The sequence below is a fragment of the Rhodococcus sp. P4_B6 genome (assembly GCF_056402215.1).
In genome coordinates, this window is record NZ_JBFUHV010000047.1 from 38993 (window position 1) to 58281 (window position 19289).

Here is a 19289-nt window from a genome sequence, read left to right on the forward strand (position 1 = left end):
CAGTGGGCCCGACATGTGCACGGTGGTCTGTAAGCCGGAGTCGGCGGTGGTCTCGGCGAGCAACTCCCGCAGCCGCAGCTCGGACAGGGGTCCGAGGAGAGATCGGGGATCCCGCTCATCCTCGTGTGGGATCACCCTCGGCATTGTTCCACGGCGAGCGCCTGGCAGGGCGCAAAGAGGATGCGCACACCCGGGCGGGTCAGGTCGGGGGTGGGCTCATGTTCGTGGCGATGACGGCGGCCTGGGTCCGTCGCTCCACCCCCAGCTTCGTCAGCAGCCGTGACACGTAATTCTTGACCGTCTTCTCCGCGAGGAACATCCGCTCCGCGATCTGCCGGTTCGTCAGTCCCTCACCCAGCAGGGCGAGAAGGGTCCGTTCCTGGTTGGTCAGGCGGGAGATGGTTCCGCGCTCCGAGCTCGCGTCCGACCGCAGTTTTGCCATCAGCGCTGCCGCCGCGCGACTGTCGAGCAGCGACTTGCCTGCGCCCACGTCGTGGACCGCTTCGGTGAGTTCCATGCCGCGGATGTCCTTGACCACGTACCCACTCGCACCGGCGAGGACGGCATCGAGCATCGCCTGATCATCGGTGTACGAGGTGAGCATCAGGCAGCGGATGCCGGGCATCCGAGACATCAGTTCGCGACACAACTCGACTCCGTTTCCATCGGGTAGACGGACGTCGAGCACGGCGACATCGGGTCGGAGCGCGGGGATCCGGGCCAGCGCCTGGAAATACGACGCCGCCTCTCCGACTACGGTGAGATCCGGGTCCGCGGTGAGAAGTTCCGCGATGCCACGGCGCACGACTTCGTGATCGTCCACGAGAAAGATGCTGATCATTCGGCAACCTCCGCTCTACAGGTCGGTGCCGCCACTTCCCACAGGTGACGGCAGCGGACGAGTGCACGAGATCTCGGCGGGAATGCCGTCGCGATTACCGCGGATGCGATACGACCGACAACACCGAGTCTGTGGGGCGCCGCGGTGTCTGCCGCGGAGTGAGCTTCTTGTCCGTCACACCCAGCCGAATCAGGGCCTGAGGAAATCCTCGGTCGGGGAGCAGTTCACGGATCGACTCACGGCTCTGCCGAAGTTCGGTCATATGGGTCAGGGGGCAGGTCGCAAGGCCCTCCACCGTCGCCTCCAGGAGCACCGCCGACAGCGCCTCGCCGGCGCGGAGCCAGTCCGGCCGCCCATCCGCATCGGTGCTTATCACGAGCACCGTGGACCGATCGATCTCCTCGGCGGAATCTTTGTCGCGACCGGCGGGAAAACCGCGCCCGATGTCCACCCGGGAGAGGTTCTCCGCTGTTGCCAGAGCATTCGGGGGAATCCCACCGGATCGAATGGAATGACCTGCCCACCAGTGTAACTCGGTGTGATATGCGGTGTCGTACCTTCGTGCTGCGGCCGTGATCTCGGTGGCTGCCGCGAGGGTCGCGCGAGCTTCGGGTGGCAGGACCGTCAGATGCACCCCCGGGGCGCGGATAACATCCGGCAGAGTGCGCGGAAGCGGCGACTTCACACTCAACGGACCAAACGGACGCCGATCCGAATACCGGTGGCGGATCGCGGAGAGGAGATCGAAGTCGTGTGACTGCGGGTGCGCGTCATGTTGGAACCTGATCGTCGCCAGATGCCCGGAACGAAGCCCGTCGGGAAGTCGCTCGATCTCTGCCGTCCATCGCAGAGCGGTCAGCGCAGTTTCCAGGTGATGCAGTGCAGCGCCACAGCTGACCACCAGTTGCCGACCCTTCGGATCGGTCGACGCCAGGAGCCGGCCGCGGTCGGTGTGCAGGTCCAGGCGACCGTCGGAATAGGTCCACTGCCACGGCTGGCTGTTGTGCACCGAGGGTGCACGACACGCAAGGTCCACCGCGATTCGAACCACGTTCACCTCAGGAATTGTGGTGTCCACGATCGTCTCCACTTCAGTCCACGCTACGTCACGATTCGTGCCGGAGATCTGGTGCATGACAACAGTGTCCATCGCGCGGGGTCTGCGGGTTAGGGCCGATTGTCATCGGTGACAGGGCGCACCGTCGGCAGCACTGCGGTCCGTCCGCGCGACCGTCATTCGGGGACCGAAGACCCTACTGGCATCGTCCCGACAGCTGAGAGCCTGGGCACATGGCCACTCCGCTCGACGTCCGCACCGCGGGGCTCACGAAATCGTACGGTTCCGTCCCCGCCCTCGACGAACCCACCGGAAGACTCGATCCCCTTCGGCGCAGGTTCTCCATCACCGCCCCGCCGGCCACGATATCGGCGCTGATCGTCGTCGTGGGATGCAACCGGTGGGACATGGTGAGGTAGCGGTGACCGGGCACGGCACGGGCGGCCGGCAGATCGTCGCCGGGGTCGACGGCTCGGCCGTGGCGGAGGCGGCGGCACGCTGGGCCGCCGCTGTCGCCGCGCAGTGGAATGTGCCGCTCCGACTGGTTCACGTCCTACCACAGGCACCTGTCTTCTATGGGGTGCCGGCACCGGTCCGGGACATCGAGGCGCACCGTGTGCTCGGCGACGCCGCGCTCGCGCGTGCCGCCGACATCATCCGCGGCGAACAACCAGCCGCCGCGATCGAATGCACAACCATGACGGGGCCGACTCCCGCCGATGTCCTGCTGGATGTGGCATCGTCGGCCTCGATGGTGGCGATCGGATCGTCGTGTGCCGGGCCCGTCGAGGGATATCTGAACGCCACGGCCCTACGGCTGGCGCACCACGCCGAATGCCCGGTCACTGTGTGGCGGCAGGCCACGGGTCCCGCCGTGCCCGACCGCTGGCCGGTGATCGTCGGCGTCGACGGAAGCGAGATCAGCATCGCGGCGGTGCGGTGGGCGTGTTCGTTCGCGGAGTCGTTCGCGGTGCCCGTCGTGGCCGTTCACACCTGGACGGGCGTAGCGCCCCAAGGGGATTCGCATCGCCACGAGTATCCGGTCGAGGCGGCAGAGAGCGTACTACTCGCCGAAAGCGTCGCCGGCTGCCGGACCGAGTACCCCGACGTGACGATCGAACAGGTCACCGAACGCGGCACCCCGGCGGATGCCCTGCTCGCGCGGTGTCGTCAGGCGCAACTCCTGGTCGTCGGAAGCCACGGGCGAGGAGCGCTGGGACGGGCGCTGCTCGGATCGACCAGTCAAGACATGCTGCATCGCGCTCCCTGCCCCGTCACGATCTGCCGTCCGGACACGATTCCGGCACCGCCCCACACCGATGCCCCATCCGTCCCGACGGATTCGAGGAGAACACCGTGACGAACGCACCGATAGTCGTGGGCGTCGACGGATCCCCGTCGTCGTCGGACGCCGTGCGATGGGCTACGCGTGAGGCCGGAATGTGCCACGCTCCACTCCTGATCCTGTCGTGCGTCAGCTATCGCGGCGCCGAGGCCGTCCCCTGCATCGGAACCGAACTGCGCGCCCGCGCCGAACGAGACCTGGCCGCCGCGGTCGGGATTGCGCAAACCCAGAACCGCGGGGGCGGAGTCGAGATCCGCACCGAGGTACATGCGCAGTACGCGCCCGCGGCGCTCGTCGATTGCTCGGACTCCGCGAGGATGATCGTTGTCGGCCGGCGCGGTCTCGGTGAATTCACGGGCGGCTTGCTCGGTTCCGTCAGCTCGATCGTCGCCCGCCACGCACGCTGCCCGGTCGCGGTGATCGAGGGGTGGTCTCGGATCGAGGACGGCGCGGGGCCGGTCGTCGTCGGAGTCGACGGATCCGCCAACAGCGCCGCCGCCATCGACGTCGCGTTCGAAGAATGTGCACTGCGTGGTGCTGAACTGGTTGCGCTGCACGCCTGGTCCGATCAGAACCTGTCGCAGATCCACATCGATCCGCAACAGTGGACGGCCGCAGAACAGTCAGAGCGGTCCCTGCTGGCCGAATGCCTCGCGGGGCGCAAGGAGCAGTATCCCGACATCGCCGTGCGGGTCGTCGTGGTCAGAGATCGTCCGGTGCGTCACCTGCTGGCCGAGGCGGAGGAAGCTCAGCTGATCGTGGTCGGAAGCCACGGCCGCGGCGGATTCGCCGGTATGACACTCGGTTCGACCAGCGAGGCCCTGTTGCATATCACCACGTGCCCGCTGCTGATCGTGCGCCCGCACTCGGAGGGGTGACGCCTTTTCCCCTGAAAGAGATATCTTCGGTGAGAGAGAGGAGGGGACGAATAATGCACAGCAGACGAAGCCGCAAGTCGTGGTCTGATCTGACGCACCGCCAGCGCACCGCCGTCGCCATGTCAGCGGCAGTACAAATGGCACTCGCGATCGCCGCGTGGACCGATCTCGCTCGCCGCGATCCGTGGCAGATCAACGGCAGCAAGAAGATGTGGGCCGCATTTATCGCGGTCAATTTCATCGGCCCGATCGCTTACTTCACACGCGGTCGCCGCGACGAGACCTCACCGCACACCGCGTAGGCTCTCCGCACCGCGGCTGCAACACCCGACGACAGGGATGTCCCCGGGCACGGGTGCATGACCCTGTCCGCGCGAGGGCGACGAACTCAGCGGGCGACGATCAGCGGGCAGGTGACGGAGTGCAGCAGGGCCCGGCTGGTCGATCCCAGCAACATGCTCGCGAATCCACCACGACCGCGGCTGCCCACAATCAGAAGTTGTGCGCGTTCGGCTTGTGCGCGCAAATTGTGGACAGGACGATCTATCACCGCCACCGGCTGGACCTTGACGTCCGGGTAGTCCTCAGCGCGACCGGCCAGACTTTCGGCCAGCAGTGCCATCTCGCGGGTGTGCTGCTTCTCCCATTCGAATCCGCTACCGCGCCAGCCCGCGAGATCGAGGTCGATATCGGACCAGGCGTGCACGGCCACCAGCCCGACGTGCCGCTGCGCAGCTTCCTCGAACGCCACGGAGATCGCAGGTTCGCTGTTGGCTGTCCCGTCCACCCCGACGACGACCGGTCCGACTATCTCGGTCACCTCGGTATGGGGGAGGTCGCGGACCACCGCGACGGGACATTGGGCGTGGGTGACGACTGCGGTACTGACCGAACCGAGCAGTGCCCTCTCCACCGGGCCGTACCGGTTGCTGCCGATCACCACCATGCGTGCCGTCTTCGACCGCTCGAGCAATTCGTGAGCCGGTGAGCCCGTGTCGCGCGCGATCTCGATGTCGATGTCGTGACCGTCGGCGGCCGCCCGAGCAAATTCCTCGGCCTTTGCCAGGCGTTTCCTCGCATCGAGTTCCTTGTCGTCGAAGAACCTGGCGGGTATCCCGGCAGGGACCCCGGGGTCGCCGAACGCGGAGGTGACGGTGACCAGGACCAACGGGGCGTCGTGGTAGACGGCCTCTCGTGCGGCCCAGGTCACGGCCTGCAGTGCCGACTGCCCGTCTACTCCGACGACGATCGGCTTGTGGGCGGTCATGATGGTCTCCTCGACTGAGTGTGCGTTCGCCCGATTCAACAATCGTCTTCGCTGGTACAAACGCCTCATAGAGCCGAAGGTCCCGCCTTCCGGAAGGGCCGCCGTGCATTGACGACAACCGAAGTCACCAGTCACCGACCGAGGGACGCGAGATGACCTTGGTCTCTACAGACCTGTGACACGAGCCGGAAGACTGAGAGTGCGGAACGCAGGAGGTCGTGGTGGCTGGGGAACTGACTACACCAGTTCGAATCTGGCGGTTGGTGCCATGGAGCCACAACGGGCTGATGCGTCCGAGCGACCGCCTCGAATCCGTCATCGTCATCGTTGTAGTCGCGGTGGTCGTACTCCTGCTTCCGGTCGCCGGGGCGTTCGGAACCGCCACCTACACCAGGTTGAGCGACCAAGCACGAGTCGAACAGGCGACCCGTAGCGAGGTGACCGCCGTGCTCGTCGAGGATGCGGCGCGCGTATACAGCGAGGATGCGGTGCGCGGAACTGGAGGGTCCGATCTTGGTCGGGCGCGGGTGCACTGGTCCGTTGGCGGGACGGGGCACACGAAAATGATCGACGTCGATTCCGGGGCGAAAGCGGGCGACGCTGTGAGCATCTGGGTCGACACGAACGGGAATCTCAGTGCGGCGCCGATGACCGGCGGGGAGAGCGCGGTCGCCGCGGTCATCGCCGCCATCGCAGTGTGGGCAACGAGCATCATCGCGGGAGTGCTGCTCCTTCTGGGTGTTCACTGGAGCGCGTCGAGGCACCGCCTCGCGCAATGGAACCGGGAATGGGCCGGGATCGGAAAGGCACCCGGATGGCCCGTGAGCTGAAGTCGACACGGCCGTGAATCCGGACCTCAGGAACACCGCACTGGAAGGCGATGAGGTCGACCATGGGCAATGACACGCTGAGTTTCCTCGACGCCGGCTTCCTGGAAACTGAAGACTCCGACCGGCATGCGAGCCTGACCATCGGAGCGCTGGCAGTCATCGAAGGACCCCCGCCCGATCAGAAGGAGTTCCGCGACGCCGTCGCGGAACGTCTCCTCGACCTTCCACACGCACGCGACAAACTCCGCACGGCTCCACTCGATGTCAGTGCCCCGTCGTGGACGGAAGATTCGAACTTCGACCTCGACCGACACCTGCGACGGGTCGCCATCCCGAACCCGGGCGAGGAGGAGGCACTGTTCGGATTCGTTGCCCGAGTCATGGGGCACCGGCTCGACCGGGACCACCCGCTGTGGGAATGCTGGGTAGTGGAAGGACTCAGCGGCGACCGCTGGGCGATGCTCGCCAAACTCCATCACTGCATGGCCGACGGGATCACCGGAACACGACTGTTCGAGGCTATGTGCGATGAGGTGGAGCCGACAATCGACCCCGCCGCCGACTCGTCGGGTCCGGATCGCCCCGCGCATCAACCACCGCCGGCACCGTCGATCTCCACGCTGCTCTCCCCGAGCCACCAGTGCGAACTACTCGAGACAATCCTGCGCGCTCCTCTCACGATCGCTCGAGCGGGACTCGGAGCGGGCCGGGGACTTGCCCGGCTCCTKACCGAGATGCTGACGTCGTCGTCCGACACTTCACTGATCGGTCCGATAGGAAAGCAACGGCGCTACCGCGGTGCCCGCACCCGGATGGCGGATGTCCGGGAGATCTGTGCGGCATACGGCGTCACGGTCAATGACGTCGCCCTCGCGGCCATCACCGGCGGATTACGGACACTGCTCCTCCGGCGCGGTGAACACCCCGACGCACACACGGTGCGCACACTGGTTCCGGTCTCGGCGCGGTCCGCGAACGACGACGCGGAATCTCTCCACAACCAGGTATCGCTCATGCTGCCGTTCCTGCCGGTCGACATCGAAGATCACGTCGAACAGCTCACCGCAGTGCATCGGCGGATGTCCGCGCACAAGGCAGGCAAGGAAGCGCAGGGCGGAAAGGTGTTCACCACTTTGGCGCAATCCGGGCCGTTCATGCCGCTCGCCTGGGCATTGCGTCTGGCCACCCGATTCCCCCAGCACAGCGTGGTGGCAGTGGCCACCAACATCCCCGGACCCCAACAGACTCGTCACCTCCTCAGCCGAAGAATCGTCGACATCTTCCCGTACGTACCCATCGCACTGCGATTGCGCGTCGGCATCGCAATCCTCAGCTACGCCGACAATCTGACGTTCGGGTTGACCGGTGACTACGACACCACCCCGGACCTCGCCGACCTGGGAACGGCGATCGAACAGGGCGTGTCCTCGCTACTGACGGCAGCCCGGTTGGAGACCGCGGGCAGCCAGAGCTGATCGGGGACCCGCCATCCCACAGTCGCATGTCGGTCCAGCCCTCGGGTGGGTGACGGCAGAATGTCGCGATGACCTCCGGCCCTACCGGTGCGAGGGCCCGGTACGCGAGACTCGACATCACCACGATGGCACCAAGCGGCGCACCTGGCTACGAGTAATGAGGTGGGTGATGGGCACAGCTGCGGAGACGATGCCGAGTTGGCGCACGATCGAGTCGGTGGTCGCGTCGGCCTGCCGGGCGCCATCTCTTCACAACAGTCAACCGTGGCGGTGGGTCCTCGAGCCGGAGGGTCTGACACTGTCCAGTGACCCCGACCGCATCCTGCCTGCCACCGATTCATTCGGACGTCAAATGGTGGTGTCCTGCGGTGCGGCGCTCAACCATCTGAAATACGCTCTACTCGAGCACCATTGGGATTCGGTGATCGAACGCATGCCGCATTCGGCGAACCGCGAGTGTCTGGCAACTGTTGCATTCACCCCCACGGCGGACGTGTCCGAATCCGAGATCTCCATGGCAACGGCGATCGCACGCCGGTACACCGAGCGGCTACCGATGTCTGCACCTACCTCATGGGACGACACCCTGGCGCAGGTCACCGAACTCGCCGAACGCGCAGGAACACAGGTGGAAGACATCGGAGATCGCGCACGACCCGCACTCGAGGCAATGTCACTTCGCCTCCGAGGTCTACGCCGCGAGAACCCGGTGTACCAAGCCGAGCTGCGCTGGTGGGCCGGGCACGCACTGTATCCCGACGGGATTCCGTCGGCGGCGCTACCAGCCGCGCCACCGGGAACTGTCCCGGTCGGACGAGAGTTCCCTCCAGGCACTGCCACGTGTGACCCCGGCGACCTGGAGGACCGTGCAGCGATACTCGTGCTCACCACCGGCTCGGACTCGAGGCTGAACTGGTTGCGATGCGGCGAGGCGCTCTCGGCGCTCCTGTTGGCCTGCACAGCGCGAGGCTTCGGTACGTGCCCGGTCACGCACATGACCGAGCTGGGGGAGACGCGAACCCGTGTGGGTGAGCTGCTCGAGGGCGATGGCCTGCCTCAAGTCCTCATCCGGGTCGGCATCGGGCCACGGGCCGAACCGCTCTCGACAACGCCGAGACGACCGCTCTCCGAGGTTCTCTTCCGCGACCGATCGGAGGCCTGACCGTGCACGGGACTGATCGCGCCGTCACGGCGCTGCAGATGTTCACCAGGCCGTCTCGTGCGGCCGTGATGGCCTGTTCGATGCCGGCCGCAGAGAGCCCACACACCGATCGCGTGTACTGAGCCGTGGAGGTCGCTGTCCTCCTGGCCATCGCGACAGCGCTCGCGTTCGACCTCACCAACGGCTTCCACGACTCCGCGAACTCGATCGCCGCGCTCGTCGCCACCCGGGCCGCTCGCCCCGAACACGCGCTCATCCTGGCTGCTGCCGGGAACTTCGTCGGCCCATTGATCGTGGGAACGGCCGTGGCCGACACCGTCGGAGGAGTCGTCGCACTGCCCGCGAGCGCGACGGTCACAGCGGTCGGCGCCGCACTGACTGCAGCGATCGCATGGAACCTTGTCACCTGGTGGTTCGGGCTGCCATCGAGTTCATCGCACGCCCTGGTCGGCGGACTGGTCGGTGCATCCCTGATCGCTGCGGGCCCGAGTGGTGTGCACTGGGGCGGATTCACCGACGGCCGACCTTCCGGCGTGGTGGGGATCCTGGTCGGTCTGGCAATCTCCCCACTTCTCGGCGCGGTCGCGTGTGCGTTGCTCGCGACCATCGCCTGGAGACTGATGCGACGTGCCCGTCGACGCGCACTCGGCCCGGTGCGCCGCGCCGAATGGGTCACGGCCGCCACACTCGCACTGAGCCACGGTGGCAACGATGCGCAGAAATCCATGGGCGTGATCACGCTGCTGCTCATAGCGGGTGGCCATCTCACCGAGTTCACCGTGCCCCTGTGGGTCAAGCTGGCAGCTGCGACGAGTCTGACGGTCGGAACCGCGTTCGGCGGGTGGCGTATCGTGCGGACGGTGGGGCGTGGGGTGTTTCGGATGACTCCGCTCGACGGGCTGGTCAGTCAGGCCGGCGCCGCCGGCGTGATCCTCGGCGCATCCCTCGTGGGTGCACCGGTCAGCACCACACATGTAGTTGCCGCCGGTGTAGTGGGCACGGGAGCACAACACCGCGCGCGGCATGTGCACTGGAAGGTAGTCACAGAGATGGGCGTGGCCTGGGTCGTCACGCTACCGATGACCGCACTGCTGGGGGCGATGCTGTTTCCGGTGTGGGGGGCGATCTGATGCATCGGCCGCGACTGTCCAATGCGTGGTTCCTGCCACGCTCGTTCGACGTGCTGGGCATGCTGCGCCAACAGCTCGACATCGTCGAGCAGTGCATACACGTGTTGAACGACTGGGGACACGGCAAGATCCCGACCCATGATGCCGTCGCGGAGCTGCGGGTCGCCGCAGGGAACGAGCATCGTGCCCGCCGCACTCTCAACGACGCCGTGCGCGATAGTTTCAGCACCCCCGTCGAGGCGGAAGACCTCTTCGAACTGGGGGAGCGTCTCGGCGAGATCACCGAGGCCGGGTACGCCTTGATCCGGGAGTCCGAGCTGTCGTGTTCCGGCCCGACCTGCGCCCCGCCTGATCCTTACCTCGTCGAGTTGATAGACAGGCTCGCGAAAGCGATGGTCCCCCTCGCACAGGGGCTGCGGGCGCTGCCGAGTGGGGACGCGGCAACGTGCGCCGATCACGCTATCGAAGAATTGTCCGCGGTCGAGCACGCCTACCGCGCTGCGATCGCCGATCTCGAAACCGAGCCCGACGTCCGACGGGAGCTGCGTAGACGGGAACTGTATCGCCGCGCTGAACATCTGCACGCCGCGATGATGCGTGTTGCACGGCGGACCTGGTATTCGGTGTACAAGTCGCGGTGAGCACGGCCCGCTCAGCCACTCGGGAGGTCCAAGGAGCAGGCGCGGCGCGAGTGAGGTGACACTGGACTCACCTACCCCGACACGATACCCCCAGGGGTATTATTGGGGTCAGATTTCAGGAAGGGGACACTCGTGGTCGGCGACGACGACAGCATTGCGTTGGTACTCAATCGGCTCCGCCGCGCGCACGGGCAGCTGGCCGGGGTGATCTCGATGATCGAGCAGGGACGTGACTGCAAAGACGTCGTCACCCAGCTCGCTGCGGTCTCTCGCGCTCTGGATCGGGCCGGGTTCAAGATCGTCGCAACCGGGTTGCGTGAATGCCTGACCGGCGACGCTGCGGAGGGTGCCGAACCCATGACTGAGGCTGAACTGGAGAAGCTCTTCCTTGCGCTCGCCTGATCGTCATTCACCCGCATGGCCCAGGGCCGCTCCGATTCAACGCATCGACGATCACACAGCGAATGCCGAACACCAGATCCCACGAACACCGAAAGAAGGCCGAATGGTCATGAATCTCGCATTGTCGACAACACTTCACACAACGTTCGCCGATGCCGTGGAACGCACTCGGAAGGCCCTGTCCGAGCAGGGTTTCGGAATTCTCACAGAGATCGACATGAAAGCCACCTTGAAGGCGAAACTAGGCGAGGACATGGAGGACTATCTGATCCTCGGCGCGTGCAACCCGCCTCTGGCCCACCGCGCAGTCAACGTGGACCGGCAGATCGGGCTGCTGCTGCCCTGCAATGTCGTCGTGCGCGCCGACACCGCCACCGAGAACAGCGTCATCGTCGACGCGATGAACCCAGCCCTGATGGTCGAAGTCACCGGCGAACCGGGACTGAACGACGTCGCCGACGACGCCACCACCAAACTGCGGGCCGCGATCGACTCCCTCACCGCACACCGCGCCTGACACCCACACGGCTGGCGCCGTTACGCGCCCCAGCTGATCAGGGCTGAGCGGGCTGCTCGCTGTCCCTCCACCAGCAGAAGACGAACAACGCCAGCGACGCGACGAGGGTGGACACCACCCACACCGTGAGGGCGATGTCGACCCACGACCCGATCGGCGGGCTTCCCGGCAGGATTCCGCGCAACGGCACGACCGCGAACAGCATCGCCGCCATCCATCCGAGCATGTCCGTGTTGACGGCCCGCTTGCGCCGGAACGTCTGCAGCGCGACGAACGCGGCGAGCCCCGCGAGGATCGTCATCATCAGCAAGAGGATGCCGGCGTAGATCAGGTTCCCGCCCGTGCGCGCGAACAACAGCGCGGCGCCGGTGCCGTTCCGCGAGAGGTCCGTGTCGACTGTCACCGCTTCGGCCCGCGCCTTCCACCCGTCGACTCTGCCGTCCACGAGGAGACCCGTGGGCAGCAGTTCACGGTCGGCGCCGGCGCCCTCGTACGCCTCCACGACCATCGGGTTCACCTCGAACCGGTCGAACGGCCAGTACGCCGCGTTGCCGGTGGCGATGAACTCGGTGTCGAACGTCGTCGGTGCGGCGCCCGCCCGGAACACGATCTCTTCGTGACTGGTGCTCGGGAAGAGCAGCAGGGTGATGTCCCGATTCAGGGTGTCGCCGTTGGCGTGCAGGTACTCCTCGCCGACGGCGATCGTCACCTCGGCCTGCACCCGGTCGGTCGTCGGCTGCAGGGACTTCGCCGTCACCAGGACCACGACCTCGTCGTTGCTGCCCTCGAACGGTCCCTCGTCCTCGCCGGTGCGGCTGCTCAACCCGTACACGGTGAGCGACGCCGCGTAGATCAACGCGAGGAGCAGCGCCGGGGCGACCCATCGGAGGCGGGGATGGTGAGAGTTCATGATCGGCGGCGGATCACAGGGAAGCGGTGCTGATCTCGGGGTCGATCAGGATCTTCGCGTGCACCTCGGGGTCACCCAGCGCGGCGAACGCGGATTCGACCCCGGGCAGGCCGACCGTGCCGGTGATCAGCGGTGTCGGATCGACCTTTCCGTCGGCCAGCATGTGGAGGGTGTCGCGGAATTCGCGGGGGTCGTAGGCGACGGCGAAGCGGAGTTCGATCTCCTTGTTGACCGCGAGCGCCGGCCGGAACGTGTCGGTCTCCATGCACACCCCGACCACGACGACGCGGGACCGCAGCGGGGCCCCGGCCAGGATGCCGTCGATGACGCCGGGCATGCCGACGCACTCGAAGACGACCGGCCCGGACGGTGTCGCGCCCACCGTGTCGGCGAGGGCGAACGCATGCCACCACGGCAGCCTCGGGATTCGGCGCAGTTTCTCCATGGTGTCCAGCCCGAGACCGAGCACATCCGTGATCGAGGTCGTTTCCCGACGTCGCGGATACGACGTCCAGGGCGACGCCGCGGCAGGGTCGACGACGACGTCGGCACCGCACTGCCGGGCGAGTTCGCGGCGGCGGGTGGAGAAGTCGGCGGCCACCACGGTACGGACACCAGTCGCCTTCAGCATGCTGATCACCGCGAGACCGATCGGGCCGCACCCGATGACGACCGCGTTCCGGCGCTTGCCGACGTCACCCTTGCGCACCGCGTGCCACGCCACCGACATCGGCTCGGTCAGGGCCGCCTTCTCCGCCGTCAGACCGTTCGGGACCGGCAGCGTCATCGACTCCTGCACCACCACCTGTTCGGCGTAGCCACCGGGCGCCGAGGCAGACAGGCCGGTCAGGTGAATCCCGGCGCCGGTGCGGACGATCGGCAACGCCACCACCGCGGTACCCACCGGCCACCGCTTCCGGCAGCCGGGCCCGTAACCGGCAACGGTGCCGCTGAACTCGTGACCCAGCACGACCCGCTGGTGTGAACGCATGAAGTCGCGGTAGCCGGTCTCGGCGGCCAGTTCCGCCATCTCGTCGGCGTGCACGCGGGCGTGCAGGTCCGAGCCGCAGATCCCGCACCGGGACACGTCGATCAGCACCTGACCCCTGGCCGGGACCGGAGCCGGGACGTCACCGAACTCCAGGCGAGTCTCGGTGCAGACGACTGCCTTCATGGTGACTCCTCGGGGTGCGGCGGGGTCGGCCTCAGCTCCGAACGTAGAACACTCCCGCCGCCGGGACACGGCGATTGCCGAATGGCCCAGGGGTTGTCTCGGTCCGGCGGCGGGTGTAAACCGACAGCATGAGCGTCCTCGGTCAGATGGACTCGTTTCGCCGCGTCTTTCCCACCGCCCGCCGCAACCGGGCAGACCTGTTTCGCTGGTTGCGACGCCGGCCGCAGCTGCTCGCGGCCGTCGGATTCCACGAGGTCGCGCTGGCGGCGAGCGCCCGGGTCGACCCCCGGTTGAAGGCGCTCGCCGAGATCAAGGCGGCCGCGCTGACCAACTGCGAGTACTGCCTCGACATCGGATCGGCGTTCAGCCGTGCGCTCGGGGTCAGCGACGCCCAGTTGCGCGCCCTGCCGGCGTTCCGCGAGAGCTCCGCGTTCGACGACACCGAGAAGCTGGTCCTGGAGTTCGCCGACGCGATGACACGCACCCCCGCCCACATCGGCGACGACCTGCGGCGTTCGCTGCTCGCCGCCTTCTCCGAGTCCCAGGTGACCGAACTCGCCGCGGCCATCGCCTGGGAGAATCACCGCGGACGTCTCAACCAGGCGCTCGGTGTGCGCCCTTCCGGATTCTCCGACAGCGACTTCTGCGCCGTGCCCGAACAGTGACGACAGCGTCGACGCCACCGCCGGACCGTCAGCGGTTGCGGAGCCGCGTCCACCCGGTGAGCACGTAACCGAGCCCCATCCCGAGCATCCACGTGTCCTTCGCGACGGCGGTGCCGTTCTCGTTCGGCCAGATGCTGCCGGGGTTCCGCAGAGCGGGGGTCCTCGCGTACATCGCCACGAGCCCCCCGGAGAACCCGGTGAGCGCGGCCCCCGCGACAACGGTGGGCACGAACGGTGCGAGCAACGCTGCGCCCGTGCCGATCTCGGCGATCGACAGCAACTTGATGAATCGTTCCGGCGGAATCGCGTTCAGGAACGGGAACGCGCCCGCCGCCATACCGTGAACGCCCTGGGCGGTCTGCTCGTCCGCCGACCATTTCTGCAATCCCGTATGGAGGATGAAGCCCCCGGTCGCGATGCGTCCGGGAAGGTCGCCGAGTGTGGTCAGTCGCATGGTGGTCTCCTGTCGTCCGGGTCGAACCAGAGAACTGTTTCCCCACCTCAGCCTCCCACTCGGCAGACGGCCGGGAGCGGTTTCGACGGAGCGGGCCGCCCGGTGGTCGTCGCCGCGCCCGCTCGGGGACGCGGCGACGACGTCATGACCAGCCGCTCAGTGGGCGAGAACCACGTCGGTCGCCGAGGTGGACTCGGCACCGGGTGCGCTCAGCTGCGAAATCCTGCGGGGCAGCGCGACGGCCACCACCGCGCCCAGCAGCGCCGAGATCGCGCCAATCACGAATGCGATGGTGATGCCGGTGTCCGTGTAGAAGACGGCGCCCTGCACGACGGTCGCGATGTGCGAGTTCAACACGGTGAACGCGATGACCGGAAGGATGGCGGGCAGAATGCTCTGGAACACCGCCACCATGCTCGCCGTCGTCGCCTGCAATTGCGGCGGCACCGTGGCGATGAGCAGGTTCGGGATGGAGGCGTACCCCATGCCCATTCCCACTCCCAGGAGGGCGGCGAAGCCGATCAGCAGCGCCTTGTCGTCGTGGATCGTCGCCGTGAGCAGGCAGGCCGCGGCCATCAGCAGCATGCCCACGACCATCAGGATCCGCGGCCTCACGTTCCGGGGAACCAGGGTTCCGACGATCAGTCCGCCGATCACCACCGCACCACCCAACGGAGCCTGGAAGATCGCGAATCCCTCTGCGCTGATGCCGAATCCGTAGCCGAGCCCCAGGATCGCCGGGGTCATGCACATCATCGGGAGCATGATCGTGAAGACCGAGGACGTGCCGTAGCAGAATCCGGCGCCGAGTGCCGTCAGGAATACGGGCCGCTTACCGAAGAACCGGATGTCGATCAGCGGGTCCGGCAGCAGAAGTGCGGACACGATCCACGCCACCAGCAGGGCGACACCGCCGGCGATGAACCCGAGGGTCGACCCCGACGTCCAGCCCCACGACGGCCCGAAGCTCACTCCGACGAGGATGCCGGCGAGTCCCGCGCCGAGGAGCGCGGCGCCGATCAGGTCGATGCGCGACCGCAGACGGACGGTCGATTCGCCGGTCGTCGCCCGGATCAGAATGCTGAGGACCACGAGACCGGCCAGGAAGAACCAGAAGATGCTCCGGAAGCCGAAATTGTCGATCAGCCAGCCGGTGAAGAACGGCGCGGGGATCGCGATGAGCCCCATACCGCTCGTGGCGATGCTGACCGCCAACGCCACCGTCCGGGCGGGGAAGACGTCGCGGATCAGCGAATAGCTGAGGAACAGGCACGGCACGAGCAGCCCGGTCAGGGAGCGGCCGGCGATCAGCACCGCGTACGTCGGTGCGATCGCCGAGATCAGCGACCCGAGCGCCGACAGGCCGACGGCCGTCAGCAGCATCTTGCGCTTGCCGTGGGTGTCGGCGAGCTTGCCGATCAGCGGGCAGGTGATCGCCCCCACCAGCAGGAACGACGTGAGCAACCACGCACCCTGCGTCGTCCGGTAGTGGGTGACGATCTGCGGCAACGCGATCGAGATCATCATGTAGCTGACCGCGAGCATCTCCAGCAGCAACACGATCGAGGCGAGCGAGAAGATCAGTTGGGGCGTCCATCGCTCGTCGGTCGCGTCCTGCTGTCGCGTCCGAGCCGATCCGCCGTCTGGCGCATGGGTGACCATCATCGGGTCCTTTCGAATACCTGCACGGGAACTCGTGGCGGTGCCGCGGCAGTGCGGCGCGCCCGAGCCGGGCGGTAGGGGTGGGTGGTCACATTCGGTGGTCGAAGTCTCGCGAATGTGTAATTGACATCACAGTTCTCGGGAATGCGGCACGCCATGCGGCGTTCCGCCCAGCGGGAGGCCGACACGCCCGGTCTGCACCATCGCCCGGGAAAGGCCAGTTCGCGCCGCCGAATCGGGCGTAGCAGGCGCGGCGGTCGGTTTCTTCGTCGGGCACGGGGCCGGTTGGCGCGAATCGGTGATTCCCGCTCACCGCTCGAGCGAGGATTGACCCATGGCCGCCATGCAGCGCGAGAAACAGTTCCGCCGGCTGAGAACGCCACGCTCGGCGGCCGTCGCGGGAATCGTGTTCGCCGCGTTCTTCTCCGCCAGCCTCGTCCTGCTGCACACCGCGCTGCCTGCCGACCCGTTCGACGAAACCCCCTGGGTGGGAAGCGGTGAGACACGGATCAAGACGGCCCTCGTGCTCGCCCCGTTCGCGGGCATCGCGTTCCTCTGGTTCATCGGCGTCATCCGCGACCGTCTCGGCGACCTCGAGGACCGTTTCTTCGCGACGGTATTCCTGGGCAGTGGCCTGCTGTTCCTCGCGATGGGCTTCATCTCGATGGGCGTGGCGGGCGGCGTCCTCGCGATTGCCCGGCACTCGGGCAGTTCCGCGGACGAGATCGTCTACTTCGGCCGCGAGATCATGCTGCAGATCAACCACGTCTACGCGCTGCGCATGGCAGCGGTGTTCATGATCTCGCTGGGAACGATCTGGCTCCGGACCGGACTGATGCCGCGATTCCTCGTCGTGACGACGTACCTGCTCGCCCTGGCCCTGCTGCTGGTGGTCAGCGTCAGCCTGTGGACGACGCTGGCGTTCCCCGCCTGGGTGCTGCTGGTCAGCATCTACATCCTGGTCACCGGACGACGCATGCGCGCCGCCCGATCCGAGTCTCCCCTGCGTCAGGCGTGATGCGTCGACACCACCCAAGAGTTCACCTGCGTGCGGGCGTGGTGGAAACGAAGTCGTCGATGATGCCGACCACCGCGGCCGGATCCTCGAGGTGCGGGTAGTGGCCGATACCGTCGAGGACGGCGAGCCGGCTGCCGGGCATCGCCTCGTGCGCCGCGTAACCGTGCGAGACCGGGATGATGCCGTCGGAATCGCCCCAGATCAGTTGGGTGGGCAGACCCGCGTTCAGGTACAGCCGGCTCAGCGCGCTCACCGCCTGCCCCCGATGGTCGACGACCGCGCGGAGAGTCCGCAGGAACGCCTGCCGGGTCTCCGGATCGGACAGCGACGAATAGGCGTGCCACATCTCGTCGCCGCGAACCGACTGAACCCCGATCGCCGCCAGCCAGCTGCGAACCTTGTTGCCGGCGTCGCGTATCGCGGCGGGCGCCATCAGGGGAAGCAGGAACTCGGACCCGGGCGCCGCCAGCAACCGCAGGGTCCAGTTCACGTCCGGTCCCAGTCCGCCGCTGCCGATGAGGACCAGGCGCTCACACCGTTCGGGATGCTGATAGCTGAACTGCATCGCCACCCCGCCGCCGAGGGATTGCCCGACCACGGTCACCCGTTCGATGTCCAGCTCGTGCAACAGGTCGCGCAGCCACGCGGCGAACGCGCCCAGCGAGTAGTCGCCGCGCGGTTTGGCCGAATCGCCGTGACCGGGCAGATCCGGGGCCAGCACCCGGTAGCGCTGCGCCAACTGCGGGAGGACCGCGCGCCACGTCGCCGAACTTCCGGCCATCCCATGCACGAGCAGAAGCGTCTCGCCCTCACCGCTCAGCCGGTAGGCGACGTCGTCCCCGTGCAGTGCGATGTGTCGCAGTTCCGACATACAGCGACCTCCCGATCGGGTGATGCAGCGGTCTCACGGTAACGATAGGGGAGTTCCGCTCGATATCGTCATCAACTGCGGCGTGGGAACTTGATCTTCGGCGCCGGGTTGATCTACACGGCACACCGACGTGAGGCTCGAAAACAGGAGGAATCCGCATGAACTCTGTGTCGAGCCCGGCCGCCGCCCGGCCGCGTGTCCTGCTCATCGACGCCGACGTGGCAAGCTCCCTCGTCGAACGCCTCCGGGACGGAGGATTCTTCGTCACCCGAACCTACGCGGAACCGGTGCGGTCGCGGATCGAACCCCCCGACGTGGTGATCGTCGACGCGCGATCACCCCACCTCGACGCCGACACCACCGTGCGGGGATTGAAGGCGATGCGATTCGCCCTCGCCATCGTGGTGATCGGCACCTTCCGTTCCGGCAACCGTCGCAGCGACCTCCTCGAGGCCGGCGCCGACGACGTGCTGGAGATGCCAGTCGGCGCGGACGAACTCGTCGCCCGGCTCCGTGCGATCCTCCGCCGTGTGAAACCCGAGGTGACCGCGCCGGCGCCCGCGGGCAGCCAGGACCTGTGCCTGTGCGAGGAGCGGCACGACACCGACTACGACGGGTTGCGCACCACGCTGACCAGGACGGAATTCGTCCTCTTCACCGTGCTCGCGCAGAACGTCGGCAGGGTCGTCACCCGCCGCGACCTCATGCTGATGGTGTGGGGTGTGACCGTCGAATCGAAGACGAACGTCCTCAACGCCTACGTCTGCTCCCTCCGGCGGAAGCTGGTGGCCGTCGGATCGCCGTATGTCGTCCACACCGTGCGCGGTGTGGGTTTCGCCCTCGGCGAGGACGTACGCCCGGGGACCATCGACCCCGCCCGTCAGGTGTCCGTCGCCGTGTCGTGACACCGGCCCGCGGGAATGGTCACCTACATCCACCCCGACGCCGGCGCACACCCGCTGGGCACTGCCTGACCGGGGAACCCCGTGA

At 67.0% G+C, this 19289-nt stretch carries 22 protein-coding genes; 14 read left to right on the forward strand and 8 right to left on the reverse strand.

The features are described 5' to 3' along the window. Positions 1 to 199: 199 nt before the first annotated feature. On the reverse strand, positions 200 to 841 hold the full coding sequence (locus AC1DWT_RS22445; protein ID WP_095864183.1) for a response regulator: 642 nt from the start codon (positions 839 to 841) through the stop codon (positions 200 to 202). A 94-nt stretch (positions 842 to 935) separates the two neighbouring features. Beyond that, positions 936 to 1919, reverse strand: coding sequence for an Acg family FMN-binding oxidoreductase (locus tag AC1DWT_RS22450; protein ID WP_420855105.1), 984 nt, complete (start codon positions 1917 to 1919; stop codon positions 936 to 938). A 212-nt stretch (positions 1920 to 2131) separates the two neighbouring features. On the opposite strand from AC1DWT_RS22450, the gene AC1DWT_RS22455 reads away from it, so the two are divergent. Genes AC1DWT_RS22455 through AC1DWT_RS22470 form a run of 4 tightly spaced genes read left to right on the forward strand, consistent with a single transcriptional unit; the run spans position 2132 to position 4423 of the window. Further along, positions 2132 to 2317 carry a hypothetical protein gene (locus AC1DWT_RS22455; protein WP_095864184.1) on the forward strand — a complete coding sequence of 62 codons (186 nt, stop codon included), beginning with the start codon at positions 2132 to 2134 and terminating at the stop codon, positions 2315 to 2317. A 2-nt stretch (positions 2318 to 2319) separates the two neighbouring features. Continuing rightward, on the forward strand, positions 2320 to 3258 hold the full coding sequence (locus tag AC1DWT_RS22460) for a universal stress protein (protein ID WP_072946276.1): 939 nt from the start codon (positions 2320 to 2322) through the stop codon (positions 3256 to 3258). Then, a complete protein-coding gene (locus AC1DWT_RS22465) occupies positions 3255 to 4121 on the forward strand; it encodes a universal stress protein (RefSeq protein WP_095864185.1) in 867 nt (288 codons plus the stop codon). Before AC1DWT_RS22460 ends, AC1DWT_RS22465 begins: the two co-directional genes overlap by 4 nt. A 53-nt stretch (positions 4122 to 4174) precedes the next feature. Continuing rightward, positions 4175 to 4423: a PLD nuclease N-terminal domain-containing protein gene (locus AC1DWT_RS22470; protein ID WP_072946278.1), complete on the forward strand. Its 249-nt coding sequence runs from the start codon at positions 4175 to 4177 to the stop codon at positions 4421 to 4423. Between the two features lie 86 nt (positions 4424 to 4509). Here the strand turns inward: AC1DWT_RS22470 and AC1DWT_RS22475 are convergent, their stop codons facing one another. Next, positions 4510 to 5388 carry a universal stress protein gene (locus AC1DWT_RS22475; protein WP_206012287.1) on the reverse strand — a complete coding sequence of 293 codons (879 nt, stop codon included), beginning with the start codon at positions 5386 to 5388 and terminating at the stop codon, positions 4510 to 4512. A 263-nt stretch (positions 5389 to 5651) separates the two neighbouring features. Between AC1DWT_RS22475 and AC1DWT_RS22480 the strand changes: the two genes are divergently transcribed. The 7 genes from AC1DWT_RS22480 to AC1DWT_RS22510 all read left to right on the forward strand — a co-directional run bounded on the left by AC1DWT_RS22480 (position 5652) and on the right by AC1DWT_RS22510 (position 11545). After that, a complete protein-coding gene (locus tag AC1DWT_RS22480) occupies positions 5652 to 6218 on the forward strand; it encodes an Rv1733c family protein (protein ID WP_477922256.1) in 567 nt (188 codons plus the stop codon). Positions 6219 to 6280: 62 nt separating this feature from the next. Beyond that, positions 6281 to 7693 (forward strand): WS/DGAT/MGAT family O-acyltransferase, encoded by a 1413-nt coding sequence (locus AC1DWT_RS22485; RefSeq protein WP_095864187.1) that lies wholly within the window; start codon positions 6281 to 6283, stop codon positions 7691 to 7693. A 169-nt stretch (positions 7694 to 7862) separates the two neighbouring features. Further along, positions 7863 to 8855 carry an Acg family FMN-binding oxidoreductase gene (locus AC1DWT_RS22490; protein WP_095864188.1) on the forward strand — a complete coding sequence of 331 codons (993 nt, stop codon included), beginning with the start codon at positions 7863 to 7865 and terminating at the stop codon, positions 8853 to 8855. 125 nt (positions 8856 to 8980) lie between these two features. Further along, positions 8981 to 9985 (forward strand): inorganic phosphate transporter, encoded by a 1005-nt coding sequence (locus AC1DWT_RS22495; protein ID WP_072946282.1) that lies wholly within the window; start codon positions 8981 to 8983, stop codon positions 9983 to 9985. Then, positions 9985 to 10626 (forward strand): hypothetical protein, encoded by a 642-nt coding sequence (locus tag AC1DWT_RS22500; protein ID WP_143548935.1) that lies wholly within the window; start codon positions 9985 to 9987, stop codon positions 10624 to 10626. Before AC1DWT_RS22495 ends, AC1DWT_RS22500 begins: the two co-directional genes overlap by 1 nt. A 132-nt stretch (positions 10627 to 10758) precedes the next feature. Then, positions 10759 to 11028 (forward strand): metal-sensitive transcriptional regulator, encoded by a 270-nt coding sequence (locus AC1DWT_RS22505; protein WP_206012285.1) that lies wholly within the window; start codon positions 10759 to 10761, stop codon positions 11026 to 11028. 109 nt (positions 11029 to 11137) lie between these two features. Further along, positions 11138 to 11545, forward strand: a complete 408-nt coding sequence (locus AC1DWT_RS22510) for a DUF302 domain-containing protein (protein ID WP_072946302.1) — start codon at positions 11138 to 11140, stop codon at positions 11543 to 11545. A gap of 37 nt (positions 11546 to 11582) precedes the next feature. Here the strand turns inward: AC1DWT_RS22510 and AC1DWT_RS22515 are convergent, their stop codons facing one another. Both AC1DWT_RS22515 and AC1DWT_RS22520 read right to left on the reverse strand, forming a co-directional pair. Then, positions 11583 to 12455, reverse strand: coding sequence for a DUF4436 family protein (locus AC1DWT_RS22515; protein WP_072946285.1), 873 nt, complete (start codon positions 12453 to 12455; stop codon positions 11583 to 11585). Between the two features lie 13 nt (positions 12456 to 12468). Beyond that, a complete protein-coding gene (locus tag AC1DWT_RS22520; protein ID WP_477922261.1) occupies positions 12469 to 13629 on the reverse strand; it encodes a zinc-binding dehydrogenase in 1161 nt (386 codons plus the stop codon). A gap of 128 nt (positions 13630 to 13757) precedes the next feature. Between AC1DWT_RS22520 and AC1DWT_RS22525 the strand changes: the two genes are divergently transcribed. Then, positions 13758 to 14294 (forward strand): carboxymuconolactone decarboxylase family protein, encoded by a 537-nt coding sequence (locus AC1DWT_RS22525; RefSeq protein WP_072946287.1) that lies wholly within the window; start codon positions 13758 to 13760, stop codon positions 14292 to 14294. 28 nt (positions 14295 to 14322) lie between these two features. On the opposite strand, the gene AC1DWT_RS22530 is transcribed toward AC1DWT_RS22525, so the two are convergent. Continuing rightward, positions 14323 to 14748 (reverse strand): hypothetical protein, encoded by a 426-nt coding sequence (locus tag AC1DWT_RS22530; RefSeq protein WP_072946288.1) that lies wholly within the window; start codon positions 14746 to 14748, stop codon positions 14323 to 14325. Positions 14749 to 14904: 156 nt separating this feature from the next. Beyond that, positions 14905 to 16410, reverse strand: coding sequence for an MFS transporter (locus tag AC1DWT_RS22535; RefSeq protein ID WP_095864350.1), 1506 nt, complete (start codon positions 16408 to 16410; stop codon positions 14905 to 14907). Between the two features lie 334 nt (positions 16411 to 16744). Between AC1DWT_RS22535 and AC1DWT_RS22540 the strand changes: the two genes are divergently transcribed. After that, on the forward strand, positions 16745 to 17428 hold the full coding sequence (locus tag AC1DWT_RS22540) for a hypothetical protein (RefSeq protein ID WP_095864192.1): 684 nt from the start codon (positions 16745 to 16747) through the stop codon (positions 17426 to 17428). A 22-nt stretch (positions 17429 to 17450) separates the two neighbouring features. Here AC1DWT_RS22540 and AC1DWT_RS22545 read toward each other — a convergent pair whose 3' ends face one another. Then, entirely contained in the window at positions 17451 to 18299 is an 849-nt protein-coding gene (locus AC1DWT_RS22545) for an alpha/beta fold hydrolase (protein WP_095864193.1), read from the reverse strand. Positions 18300 to 18457: 158 nt separating this feature from the next. Here AC1DWT_RS22545 and AC1DWT_RS22550 point away from each other — a divergent pair, with 158 nt between their 5' ends. Beyond that, complete coding sequence (locus AC1DWT_RS22550) at positions 18458 to 19204, forward strand: response regulator transcription factor (RefSeq protein ID WP_095864194.1); 747 nt, start codon at positions 18458 to 18460, stop codon at positions 19202 to 19204. Positions 19205 to 19289 lie beyond the last annotated feature (85 nt).